The sequence below is a fragment of the Gilliamella apicola genome, from assembly GCF_000599985.1.
GTDB classification, from domain to species: domain Bacteria; phylum Pseudomonadota; class Gammaproteobacteria; order Enterobacterales; family Orbaceae; genus Gilliamella; species Gilliamella apicola.
In genome coordinates this window covers 518,200-531,327 of record NZ_CP007445.1, presented here as the reverse complement: position 1 = coordinate 531,327, position 13,128 = coordinate 518,200, and the positions used below count along the sequence as shown (strand labels likewise).

12 protein-coding genes are annotated in these 13,128 nt (G+C 33.2%); 1 reads left to right on the top strand and 11 read right to left on the bottom strand.

What is annotated here, in order from left to right:
- Positions 1 to 7 precede the first annotated feature (7 nt).
- From murF to GAPWK_RS02455, 10 genes are all read right to left on the bottom strand, one after another.
- Positions 8 to 1,363: a UDP-N-acetylmuramoyl-tripeptide--D-alanyl-D-alanine ligase gene (murF, locus tag GAPWK_RS02500; RefSeq protein ID WP_025314719.1), complete on the bottom strand. Its 1,356-nt coding sequence runs from the start codon at positions 1,361 to 1,363 to the stop codon at positions 8 to 10.
- The gene (murE, locus tag GAPWK_RS02495; protein ID WP_025314718.1) at positions 1,360 to 2,910 is read right to left on the bottom strand and encodes a UDP-N-acetylmuramoyl-L-alanyl-D-glutamate--2,6-diaminopimelate ligase; all 1,551 of its coding nucleotides are present in this window, start codon (positions 2,908 to 2,910) and stop codon (positions 1,360 to 1,362) included. Before murE ends, murF begins: the two co-directional genes overlap by 4 nt.
- Before the next feature lie 13 nt (positions 2,911 to 2,923).
- The gene (gene ftsI, locus GAPWK_RS02490) at positions 2,924 to 4,702 is read right to left on the bottom strand and encodes a peptidoglycan glycosyltransferase FtsI (protein ID WP_025314717.1); all 1,779 of its coding nucleotides are present in this window, start codon (positions 4,700 to 4,702) and stop codon (positions 2,924 to 2,926) included.
- Positions 4,702 to 5,079: a cell division protein FtsL gene (gene ftsL, locus GAPWK_RS02485; RefSeq protein ID WP_051516222.1), complete on the bottom strand. Its 378-nt coding sequence runs from the start codon at positions 5,077 to 5,079 to the stop codon at positions 4,702 to 4,704. Before ftsL ends, ftsI begins: the two co-directional genes overlap by 1 nt.
- Complete coding sequence (gene rsmH, locus GAPWK_RS02480) at positions 5,069 to 6,007, bottom strand: 16S rRNA (cytosine(1402)-N(4))-methyltransferase RsmH (protein ID WP_025314715.1); 939 nt, start codon at positions 6,005 to 6,007, stop codon at positions 5,069 to 5,071. The genes ftsL and rsmH overlap by 11 nt, the downstream gene beginning before the upstream one ends.
- Before the next feature lie 17 nt (positions 6,008 to 6,024).
- Positions 6,025 to 6,471 (bottom strand): division/cell wall cluster transcriptional repressor MraZ, encoded by a 447-nt coding sequence (gene mraZ / locus GAPWK_RS02475; protein ID WP_025314714.1) that lies wholly within the window; start codon positions 6,469 to 6,471, stop codon positions 6,025 to 6,027.
- Positions 6,472 to 6,885: 414 nt separating this feature from the next.
- Positions 6,886 to 7,584 carry a 6-phosphogluconolactonase gene (gene pgl / locus GAPWK_RS02470; RefSeq protein WP_025314713.1) on the bottom strand — a complete coding sequence of 233 codons (699 nt, stop codon included), beginning with the start codon at positions 7,582 to 7,584 and terminating at the stop codon, positions 6,886 to 6,888.
- Positions 7,585 to 7,597: 13 nt separating this feature from the next.
- Complete coding sequence (gene zwf / locus GAPWK_RS02465) at positions 7,598 to 9,058, bottom strand: glucose-6-phosphate dehydrogenase (protein ID WP_025314712.1); 1,461 nt, start codon at positions 9,056 to 9,058, stop codon at positions 7,598 to 7,600.
- 182 nt (positions 9,059 to 9,240) lie between these two features.
- Positions 9,241 to 9,525, bottom strand: a complete 285-nt coding sequence (rplY, locus tag GAPWK_RS02460) for a 50S ribosomal protein L25 (protein WP_025314711.1) — start codon at positions 9,523 to 9,525, stop codon at positions 9,241 to 9,243.
- 181 nt (positions 9,526 to 9,706) lie between these two features.
- Positions 9,707 to 10,579: a D-hexose-6-phosphate mutarotase gene (locus GAPWK_RS02455; protein ID WP_051516221.1), complete on the bottom strand. Its 873-nt coding sequence runs from the start codon at positions 10,577 to 10,579 to the stop codon at positions 9,707 to 9,709.
- Between the two features lie 198 nt (positions 10,580 to 10,777).
- Here GAPWK_RS02455 and hemW point away from each other — a divergent pair, with 198 nt between their 5' ends.
- Positions 10,778 to 11,911, top strand: a complete 1,134-nt coding sequence (gene hemW / locus GAPWK_RS02450; RefSeq protein WP_025314709.1) for a radical SAM family heme chaperone HemW — start codon at positions 10,778 to 10,780, stop codon at positions 11,909 to 11,911.
- A 250-nt stretch (positions 11,912 to 12,161) separates the two neighbouring features.
- Here the strand turns inward: hemW and GAPWK_RS02445 are convergent, their stop codons facing one another.
- Positions 12,162 to 13,127, bottom strand: a complete 966-nt coding sequence (locus tag GAPWK_RS02445) for a sugar kinase (protein ID WP_025314708.1) — start codon at positions 13,125 to 13,127, stop codon at positions 12,162 to 12,164.
- Position 13,128 lies beyond the last annotated feature (1 nt).

Sequence of the window (13,128 nt, the reverse complement as noted above, 5' to 3'; positions counted from 1 at the left end):
CGACTCACTATTGTTCAATTTGTATTTTTTCGATGAGTTCTTCCATTTTTGCACTACGCGAACCTTTAACAAGCATAGTTAATTTTGGATACTGACGAAGTAAAGTTATCAAATAGCTAACTGCATCTTGTTTATTACTAAAATGGTGACCTACGCCACTAAACTTACTAATAGTTTGACTGAGTTTACCAACACTTACTACACAATCAATTTGCTCTTGTTTAGCTATTTCACCTATTTTTTGATGATATTTTTCTGCCTCATATCCAAGTTCAGCCATATCACCAACAACTAACACTCGATACCCTTGTTGATTTGCTAAAACTTTAATAGCAGCAGACATTGAACCAACATTGGCATTATAAGTATCATCTAAAATTAATTGGGTTCCATTTAATTTTATTGGGAATAATCGACCCTTCACAGGTTTTAAAGTAGATAAACCCTGAACAACTTGTTGAAAATTAGCGCCTACCGAAATAGCTAAAGCTGAAGCTGCAATAGCATTTGAAACATTATGCAGCCCAATTAATGGCAATATAATTTCACATTCGCCATGAGGAGAATGCAAAATAAATCGAGTTTGTTCTGAAATATGAATATTGCTAGCATAAAAGTCTGCCGACGAATTATTCAATGAAAAAGTCCAGACAGTTTTATTTGCTAATTGAGAAAACCATTTATCACTGCAACTATCTAAATTAATTATTGCAATACCATCTTTGGGTAACCCTTGAAAAATTTCACCTTTAGCTATTGCCACACCTTCAAATGAACCAAAACCTTCAAGATGCGCCTCAGAAATATTATTAATTAAAGCACTTTGAGGTTTAACAATATTGGTTGTATAGGCAATTTCACCGATATGATTAGCGCCCAATTCTATTACAGCAAACTCATCTTGTGGTGTTAAACGAAATAGCGTTAATGGTACACCAATATCATTATTAAAATTACCTTGTGTATAAAGTGTTTGTCCGCAATTTTGTAAAATCGAAGCGGTCATTTCTTTAACTGATGTCTTACCCGAAGAACCAGTAAGCGCTACAATTTTTGCTTTACTTTGTTGACGAATCAATGCAGCTATTTTACCCAAAGCCTGATGAGTATCGCTTACAATAATTTGTGGTATTTCATGTTCAATTTTATGATTAACAATCACCACTATAGCGCCATTTTTTATCGCTTGCTCGGCAAATTCATGCCCATCAAAATTATCACCAATAAGCGCTATAAATAGTGATTTATTAGGAATTTTTCGCGAATCGGTACTAATAGCTTCAACTACCCAATTTTCATTATCAATATGATAAGATTTTCCATTTATCACTTGCTTAATTTTTTCAATACTTAACGGGATCATAATTGACTCTCAATTCCTAAAAGCTGTTTTACTGTTTCCTGATCTGAATAGTGATATTTTGTTTTACCAATAATTTGATAATCTTCATGGCCTTTTCCTGCAATTAATATCACATCATTTGGCTTTGCTTGTGCAAGTGTTTGTGTAATAGCTTGTGCTCTATCAGTGATCACTTGTATCTCTTTATTATTATGGAAACCTTGCTGTATATCATGAATAATATTCATTTCATCTTCTGTACGAGGATTATCATTAGTTAATACTACTTTGTCAGCAAATTGCTCAGCTATTTCAGCCATTAAAGGTCTTTTACCTGTATCTCTATCTCCACCACAACCAAAAATTACCCATAAAGATCCTTTACAATGAATTCGACTTGCTTGTAACGCTTTTTGTAATGCATCAGGAGTATGGGCATAATCAACAATGACTGTTGGATTATTGTTTGAATGTATGACTTCCATTCGTCCACAAATTGGTTTAAGAAAAGATGCCATATTAATTACAGCAAAAAATGGATAATCAAGCGTTAATAATGTTGCTATAGCTAACAATATGTTAGATACATTAAATTCACCTAATAATCGGCTATTGATAATGGCATTACCCCAAGTAGACTCCATATGAATTTTGGCACCTTTATCATGATATTCAATCATAGATACGCCAACATAAGGAGTATTTAATGCTTTTAATCGTCTTAAAAATTTAGGCTGACAGGACACAGCTGTCACTTGTGAAAGTTTCTCAATCCAACGTTTACCATATTTGTCATCATAGTTAATGATTGACTTACCTGAGTTTGAAACGTGTTTTTCTTTTTCATCAGGATTAAATAATGACCATTTTGCTTTAGCATATTTACTCATAGTTTTATGGTAATCAAGATGATCACGACTTAAATTAGTAAATACTGTTGCTGCACAATTCAAGCCTTTTACTCGATTCATCGCAAGTCCATGAGATGAGATCTCCATCGCCACAACTTTAACATTCTTTTTCACAAAATCAGCTAACAATGATTGGACATCAATAGCTGATGCCGTTGTATTAATTGAAGGTTCTAGATGATTATAGATTCCGTTTCCAATAGTACCTAAAATAGCTGTTTTATCATTCAGTAAAGTTGTACATTGAGCAATAAGTTGCGTAATTGTAGTTTTTCCATTCGTACCAGTTACGCCAATAACCGATAATTTTTTTGATGGAGAGTGATAAAAATCATTTGCAATTTCAGATAAACGTTGTGAAAGCTGAAAAACATTGATCTGTGGTATAACTGATTGATTATCTTTTTTCAAATAATCAATTTTTAAATCATTCAATTTTCTATGAGTTTCAATTAAAATAACAACAGCACCCGCTGAAATAGCTTCAGGAATAAATTTTCGCCCATCAACTGAGGAACCTTTAATAGCAACAAATGCATCATTTTCTTTCACTTTGCGACTATCAATTCGCAAATTATCAAGTGGGAAATCTTTTAATTTTAGAGTTTGATCCCCTCCTAATAATTTAAATAATGTTTTAAATGTGCTTGTAGCCATCATTTACCACCTATTAATAAATAATCGTTTGACCGTCAACTTGTCGATCTGGTTTAACATTCATGGTTCTAAGTACTCCACCCATAATGCGGCTAAAAACTGGAGCAGAAACAGAACCTCCGTAATATTGACCAGCTTTCGGATTATCAATAATTACGACCAACGAATATTTTGGTCTTGTTGCTGGCGCAATCCCTGCTGTGTATGCCAAATATTGATTGACATAGCGCCCACTTGATAATTTTTTAGCAGTACCGGTTTTAACTCCGACACTATAACCAGGAACAGATGCTTTTGCTCCACCACCTGAAACAGCTACAGCTTCCATTAATTGAACAACTATTTTCGCTATTTTTTCTGGTACAACTCGCTGACCTTCAATAGGTTCATTAACTTTTAAAATAGAAACTGGTCGATAAATTCCATAACTACCAATAGTTGCATAAGCTCTTGCTAGTTGTAGCGGCGTCACACTTAATCCATATCCGAATGCGAATGTTGCTCTTTCAATATCAGCCCACTTTCTGGTTCTATCTGCAGCTATTGATCCATTAACTTCCCCACCTAATCCAAGTCCTGTTGGTTGTCCTAAGCCGAAACGACTATAATACTCAACAAGTTCTCCTGATTGCATTTGCAAGGCCAATTTACTTACACCAACATTACTCGATTTTTCCAAAATACCTGCTAAATTCAATGACTTTTGATATGACACATCTTTAATCTCGTAACGATTTACTAAAAAAGGTCTTGTATCAATTACGGTATTTAAATCTGCGATTTTCTTTTCTAACGCCGCCATCACAACTAAAGGTTTTACTGTAGAACCAGGTTCAAATGCATCCGTTACAGCACGGTTACGTATCAAATTATAGTCTATTGATGAGCGATTATTAGGATTATAAGATGGGCTAGTTGCCATCGCTAAAATCTCACCCGTATCTATATCAATTAAAACAGCAGTACCGCTATCGGCTTTATTAAATGTAACAGCCTGACTCAGCTCGCTATAAACTAAAGACTGTAATCGTTCATCGATGCTTAATATTAAATCTTCTGCTGCTTCACTTTCTGTTCGTTCTATTTCTTCAATGACGCGCCCAACTCGGTCTCGTCTAATAATTCTCTGCCCTGATTCGCCCGTTAACCATTTGTTAAAACTTTTCTCGATGCCTTCAGCACCTTTTTCCGTACCATTTTCATCAATATCAGTTAAACCAATAAGCTGAGCAATATTCTCTGCTGCCGGATAGTAACGTTTTGAAGTTTTTGCAAACGAAATCCCCGGCAATTTTAATTGTTTTAAATAATTTGAAATTGTCGGCGTTATTTGTTTAGATAAATAAACAAAACGCATAGACGGATTACTCAATTTTTGCTCAAGCGTTGACATCGGAATATTAAGAGTTTTTGCTAACCCTTGCCACCTTATATCATCAGCTTTTACACCACCTTTTTGTACAACAATTTTTGGATCTGCCCAAACATCAAACATTGGTACACTTACGGCTAATGCTCGTCCATTACGATCGGTAATCATAGCCCTTGGTGCATCCATTTCTTGATGTCGAATTGACCGTTTATTGCCTTCTGCAATAAGTTTATCAGGTTCAATTATTTGCAAAATTGCCATTCGAATAACCAAACAAACAATAGCAAAGATGATAAAACCATATACAACATAAAAACGATTAGGTGTAAAAAACTGTTTTTTATTATTCAGTTTATTTACTTTAGTTGTCTTTAAAACCTTTTTAGATTTATCTTTATTATTTTTTTTAACAGGTTTCATTATTTACTCTTTATCACAATAACGGTTTCATTTTTTGGTGTCACATAAGACATACCTAATTGATTTTTTGCTCTATATTCAACACGTTTTGGATCTGCAAGTACATTTTCTTCAATGACTAAATTACGCCATTCGCTTTCTAAGACATCCTGTTCTAATAAAAGTTGTTCACGTTCAAATAGCTGTTTACGTATCTGCTGAGTTGTGATTAATATAGCCCCCGCCGATAAGATTATAAGAATCAGTAATAGTAACGAAAATTTTTGATTTTCAATCAGATCACCAATAATTAGACCAAATAGACTATTTCTTGGCCGTTTTTGGTTATCAATTTCTGCATATAAGTTATCAAAATCATTACGTTGATTACGATTCATTTTTCCTTTCAGCTACCCTTAATATTGCACTTCGTGAACGAGGGTTGTGGTTAATCTCATCAGCACTTGGTTTAACTTTACCAAGTGTTTTTAATTTAGCCCCACCATATTGTTTAATTTGTTTTTCTGTTAGTGGTAATCCAGCTGGAAGTTCTGGTCCTTTGCTATTTTTACTAATAAATTGTTTAACTATTCTATCTTCTAAAGAATGAAAACTAATTATTGCCAATCTACCTTGATCAGCTAGTATTGATAAACTACTTTTTAATGCCTGTTCAACTTCTTCCAATTCACTATTGATATAAATACGAATAGCTTGAAAACTCCGGGTTGCAGGGTGTTTGTATTTATCTTTTTTAGGCGTAGCTTGTTCAATTAAATTCGCCAATTCTAATGTTCGAGTTATTGGTGCAACTCTATTTTGTTCAACTATCGCGCGAGCAATACGTTTAGCAAACTTTTCTTCACCAAATGTTTTTAACACCCAAGCAATATCGGTTTCATTACTATTTAATAACCACTCACTTGCAGTCAGACCTTTATAGCTGTTCATTCGCATATCAAGAGGACCATCACGCATAAAAGAAAATCCTCTTTGTGGATCATCTAATTGCGGTGATGAGACACCAAGATCTAATAAAAAACCATCAACTTTACCAATTAACCCCAAACTATCAATATATTGATAAACATTTGAAAATTCTCCACGAATAAACGTAAATCGAGGGTCCTTTATTTCGGTCGCGGCTTGTTGGGCTAACGCGTCACGATCTATAGCAATTAACTTGCCTTGCTCTCCCAGTTGTTCAAGAATCAGACGAGAATGCCCACCTCGACCGAAAGTTCCATCAACATAAATGCCGTTTTTTTTTATATTTAATGCTGTTACAGCTTCATTTAATAAAACTGTTGTATGTTGATAGTTCATTAATTTTTTACTCTTTGTTAAATAGTTAAGCTTTTCAAATTATCAGATAAATTTGCAATATCGGATGATAATGCTGCGATATCATCACTAATCTGTTGATGCCATATTACTTCATCCCAAATCTCGAATTTATTAGACTGTCCAACAAACATAATATGTTTATCTAATTTGGCATATGCTCGTAACGTTGGTGGTAACAAAATTCTACCTGAGTTATCCATTGGACATTCAATTGCATAACCTAATAATAATCTTTTAACTCTACGTTCAGCCTCAACCACAGAGGAGAGTGTCGAAAGTTGTTGCTCAATTCTTTTCCATTCAGACATGGAGTAAAGAGTAAGACAAGAATGATATAATCCAATAGTACACACCATACCTTCAGACAAAAACTCACGGTAGCGAGTAGGAATAGCCATTCGCCCTTTACTATCTAAAGTGACTGAAGTTGCACCACTGAACATAAAAGCACCGTTAGTTATAAATTTTTATTATTTTTTAATCATTAAAAATCAATCATTTAAATAATTATGACTTTCTTGCCACTTAACCCCACTTTTTACCACAAAAGTTACAAAATTAATAGGCATTTAATTAATTAATTTCTGATTGTTTAACAAAATCGTTCGATTTTATTTTTAATATAAATAAATAAAAAATTACTAACGTTATTATTTTAAATAATAACAAAGTGTTAAAAATAATACTTGAATGATAATGCTACATCTGAATATAAAAAATCACACAAATCTATTAATGATATGGGCTTAAATGAGTAGAGGTATTTGATTTAGCAACAAAAGGAATCAACAAAATTTTACAAAAATTTAATTTATTTAAAAATAATTAGCCGACATTTGCCGGCTAATTTATACAATTTAGGATGCTGACCAAAATCCAGTTACTTTAACTTTGTTTTGATGCAGAATAGCTCGAATTGGCATTTGATTAACGTCATTGCCATTTTCTGCTTGCTCTAACACAGCCATTTTGCTTTGTCCAACTAAATGCAAATAGATATTCGTACTATTCAAAATAGTTGGTAAAGTCAGAGTGATACGATCAAGGGGAGCTGTTAATGGAGTCATACCAACAACCTTACGACCTGATTTCATATCTAAGCCCGCTTGCAAATTAGCTGCACCAGGGAATAATGAAGCTGTATGACCGTCTTCTCCCATACCTAAAATTACTACATCCAATGGCATTGGAACTTTATCTAAAATTTCGTCAGTAAGTTCAGCGCCATCAAATGGATTATCATAACTATTTTTTAATCCTATAAAATTAGCTAACTTTGCTTTATTTTGTAACAAGTATGTTATGACTAATTTTTCATTACTAGCATCATCAGTATCATCGACCCATCTATCATCAACTAACGTAATAAAAACTCGATTCCATTCAAGATTTTGTTGACTAAGTAAGGTAAATAATGGAATAGGCGTTTTACCTCCAGAAACAGCAATAGAAGCATGACCTTTTTTTTCTATTGCTTGTTTTAAAGCATTAACAATATGTGAGGTTAAATCTTCAATTAACAACTGACTATTTTCATATTTGTTTAACGTAAACATATTTAATTTTCCTTTATTCAAATTCATGCCATGAATACCCATCTTTAGTGATTAGGGCAACCGATGCAACCGGACCCCATGTACCTGCCTGATAAGTTTTTGGAGACTCTTTGTCTGATTCCCAAGCGCTAATAATCGAATCAACCCATTTCCAAGCAGCTTCGACTTCATCGCGATGAACAAATAGTGCTTGTCTTCCACGCATAACCTCAAGTAATAATCGTTCATAAGCATCAGCACGATGTTGATGAAAAGTTTCATTAAAACTGAGATCAAGCTTAGTCGTTTGTAAAGTATGTGTACTATCTAACCCAGGCACTTTATTTAAAATTTCAATATCCATTCCTTCATCCGGTTGCAACCGAATAGTTAATTTATTTTGTGGTAACTCTGGATAAGATTCATTAAATAAATTAAGCGGTATTGGTTTAAAATAAACGACAACTTCAGAGCATTTACTTGGTAAGCGTTTGCCTGTTCGCAAATAAAAAGGTACACCCGCCCAACGCCAGTTATCAATATCAACACGAATAGCTACAAATGTTTCGGTATTACTCTCTTTATTTGCTCCATCTTCTTCTAAATAACCAGGAACATTAATACCATTTACAAATCCTGCAGTATATTGCCCCCGTACAACTTTCTCACGAACATTTGTTTTATTTATTGGTCTAAGTGCATTAAGTATTGCTATTTTTTCATTACGTAAACTATTATCTTCTAGGTTAGCTGGAGGCGACATAGCAATCATAGTTAAAATTTGTAATAAATGATTTTGCACCATATCACGCATTTGACCAGCTTTATCAAAATATCCCCATCTACCTTCAATGCCAACTTGTTCGGCTACCGTAATTTCTACATGATCGATTGAATTTCTATCCCAAAATGAGGCAAACAGTGGATTAGCAAAACGTAATGCCAATAGATTTAGAACTGATTCTTTACCTAAATAGTGGTCAATACGATACACTTGTGATTCATTAAAATATTTTGCCACAGAATCATTGATTTCACGCGATGATTGCAAATCAGTACCCAAAGGTTTTTCCATGACGATTCTATTCTGATCTTGATTTAATCCAGCTTCAGCTAAACCACGACAAATAGTACCAAAAGCACCTGGATGCATCGCAAAATAAAAAATAGTTGGTCGAGATTGATCAAGTTCATTTTTAAGTACATTAAAACCTGAAAGATTATTAACATCCAATTTATGGAAATTAAGTCGTTGGCTAAATCTTTGCCAAATATTTTCATCTAATGGTTCCGACATAAAGGTGGTTAATGCATCTTTTGCAACTTCAACATAAGCAGCATGATCCCAATCCGCACGCCCAACACCTAAAATTTTGGTCTGCTTTGGCAATTTTCCATATTTTTCTAATTGATATAAAGACGGTAATAATTTGCGTCTTGTCAAATCCCCTTTAGCACCGAAAATAACTAAATCGCAAGCTGGGATATCAGACATGGTTTTCTCCTAAGATAGTAGAATATGATTTATTCTATTCTGTTGTATTACCTATGTATACCTAGTTAATGGGGTAAATCATAATAATAGGCATTTGCCTTATTTTTTCTAAAATAAAAGGTCACCATATAGGTGACCTTTATCTTAAATCTCTGATTGGATAATATCCAATTAAAATATGATTATACGCGTACAAAATCCATATGGACTAGTTTTGGCTTGAATGGATGACGTTGTACCGCTTGCACTTTCGCTTTAACTGCTTTACCGTCAACTTCAATGGTTAAAACTTCAGAATAAAATTCTGGTTTTTCTTGGATATTAAAGATTTGGTTGTGATCAAGCACAACAGAGATTGCAGGTTCAGTTCCACCATAAATAATAGCTGGGAATTGACCAGCGTGACGCAGGCGGCGGCTCGCACCCTTACCATGCTCTTTTCTAACTTCTGCTTTAAATTTAAACATTTTTATTTCTCTTAAGTATTTTAAAATAAAAACCAATTACAGGCGACCCAGTAGTTGGTTATAAAATATGTGCTTTAAAAAGCGCTAGCGATTATAAAGTTTAATCCAATTAAACGCAATCAAATAATACTATCGACTTTGTATCATATTGATTGCGTGTTCAACTATAATCAAAAAATAATTAAATCAATTCTATCTTGAATCCATAAGTCGATTGTTCATTTAGTGACAATTTTAACGGTTTATTGATGCGCCCTGCTTCAACGCAAACCATAGATTGATATTCATCATCACCAAAATCAGCCATTGCTTTAGCTTTATCTATCCATGGATTCCAAGTAACAACATCACTTGCATTAGTAGTGGTAAGCTTAATAGTTCGAACATTATCACTAATAGTTATTTCAGTATTGGCATTTGTATAAATACGATCAACTTCTTGATTAAACGTCATTTGACCAACGGTAACTGGTTTATTTTCAACAGTAAGTCGGTCTTGATAAGTATCACCTAATCCACTAACAACAACATGACTAATATTGTCAATGCCAAAATAAGTATGCAGTGCACTGGTTGCTTCAAAGTCGCCTGAACAGCTCAAATCCACTTCACAAGTTTTACCTAAATGAATCTTTAAAGACACATTAAAAGTTTTATCAAAATAAGGTTTTGTTTGTTGATTATTAGAGAGTACCAAAACAAGATCGACACCGTCATCATCTTCGTTACATGAGTCTAAAGTCCATTCAACAATGCGAGCAAAACCATGAGAAGGTGTTCCTAAAGGCCCAAACCAAGGCCAACAAATCGGTACACCACCACGAATTGCGATACCTTTTTCAAATTTTGATTGTTTACTTAACCAAATTACAGGCGTCTGCTCAGTTGAAGGTTGCCAGAATAATAAATGTGCACCTTGCAAGCTAATAGCAGCACAGCAACTTTTATGTTGAATAACTAAAATAGGTAATTCACCAAATTTTGTCTGTTTTACAGAAGAGCTTAATAATTTTGATTCTGTAGTACTAGCTAAAATTTGTTTATAAATATTCATATTGACTCCTATATTTAACTTGATCGACGATCAATGTCTAAAAAATTAATTTAAATACTGGTGTTGATTTTACGCTTTTTGAGCGCATTATAAAAACGATATAACGTAAATAAGCTTTTTTTAGTTAATTAGAGTAATATACCCCCGCACTCATTAAATCATTATTTATTATTTGTCAAAAAGTTTCAGGAAATGTATATGTTTCAGTATAAAATCCCAATAAGCCTATATATTCATATGCCTTGGTGTGTGCATAAATGTCCTTATTGTGATTTTAATTCTCATACTGTGAAAAAAATCCCTGATTATGAGGCATATATCGATAATTTGATTAAAGATCTGCAACAAGATGTTGTTATGTGCTCAGATCGTTCAGTTCACTCAATTTTCATTGGCGGTGGTACACCAAGTCTGTTTTCTGCTGAACTAATTGCTAAACTTTTGACAAAGGTTAACCAAATAATTCCGATAAACAAGGATGCAGAAATCACAATTGAAGCTAACCCCAATTCTGTTGATGTGGATAGATTTAATGGTTATCAACAAGCAGGAATTAATCGAATTTCAATTGGTGTTCAAAGTTTTCAAACCAATAAACTTAAAAACTTAGGGCGTATACATAATCCAGAGGAAGCTATAAATGCAGGAACGCTTGCTCATAACCTAAATTTACGTAGCTTTAATTTAGATTTAATGCACGGTTTACCTAATCAAAGTATTGATGATGCTTTATATGATTTAAAACAAGCAATTGAGATTGCACCGCCACATTTATCTTGGTATCAATTAACGATAGAGCCCAATACATTATTCGGTTCTAAACCACCAGTATTACCAGATGACGATAATCTATGGGAAATTTATCAACAAGGGCACCAATTATTAACAGACCATGGATACCAACAATATGAAACTTCAGCTTATGCTAAACCAGATTTTCAATGTCAACATAATTTAAATTATTGGCGTTTCGGTGATTATTTAGGTATTGGTTGTGGAGCTCATGGCAAAATTACGCGATCGAATGGAGAAATTATTCGTACAATAAAAACACGTCATCCTAGAGGTTATTTAGAAGGACGTTATTTAGATAGATCTTATATTGTTGCAAAAGAAGAATTACCATTTGAATTTTTTATGAATCGTTTTCGGTTATTTGAAATTGTGCCTAAACACGAATTTGAGCAACGCACTTTTTTGCCACTACAGGTTGTAAACAGACAAATTAATTTTGCTATTGAACAGAATTATTTAACTGAAAGTGAACAGGGTTGGCAAATAACTGAACGAGGTAAACTATTTTTAAATTCGTTATTAGAAATATTTTTATGAATAATTATCTAATAAATTTAAAGTTATTAGAAAGACTTTTTTGGTTTACATTTATTTAACAATATAAATACTAACCATTTAATTAATAATTTAGTTATTTTTACATACTTTTTTGGAAAAAAAGTGCATACTAACATCCGACAATGCATTTATTTCATTGTTTTCCTATTCCTTATGTTTTCCCAATAACTTTGTTATTGGGATTTTTTTTGCCTAAATTTCTTTTTGAATAATAATACAATACTATTATTTATTGCTTATACTGAGCTATAAATTGTTTTAATTCAGCAAGTGTAGAAGTTCCTTCCATAGGACCTGTTTTCGATACAGCTAATGCACCACTTGCATTAGCATATTGCAATGCCTGCTCAATCGAATAACCTGCCAACATCAAACTAATAAAAGTTGCACCAAAACAATCTCCCGCTCCAGTTGGATCAACCTGTGTTGTAATAAAACCGTCAACATGTAATGTTAATAAATTATTTTTATCATCGCGACCATAATAATTAGCACCTTTGCTACCTTTTTTTACTACGATGTGTTTAATACCTTTATTGAATAATGCAAACATTGTTTGCTCTTCACTTTCACCGTTACTATTAGCAAAATAACTAACCTCGCTCTCACTTGGTAAAAATATATCAGTGTATTCCATAATATAGTCAAAAGATTGTTCCATCTCTTGAATATTAAACATCTCTTTACGCAAATTAGGGTCGAATGAAATTGTACCACCCTTGCTTTTTATGATATCAAGTGCTTTACGCATCGCATCAATTGCACGAAAAGAATATAATGATGACCCCATAACATGCAAATGATTACAGTCTTTTAATAAGTTTTCATTGATATGATTGAACGAGAGTAAACCACATGCACTATTAGGAATATTGAAAATAAAGTCTCTATCATTTGAACCTTTATAAGTTACAAAAGCACTACCAGTATTAGCTTTATTGTGAGTTGTAATACCATCAATAATAACTCCATCTTGCTTAAGTCGCTTAATACACATATTACCAAAAGGATCTTTACCTATACAGCTAAAAAAAACGACAGGAAAACCTAATTTAGCTACTTGATCGGCAAATATTGCTGGTGCGCCACTTGGGAAAGGTCCAATAAATTCACCTGTTTGATCAAAACGTTGATTTTGCTTTTTTGCTAAAAACTCAACGAGCAATTCTCCAATAGTACAAATTTTAAATTGCATA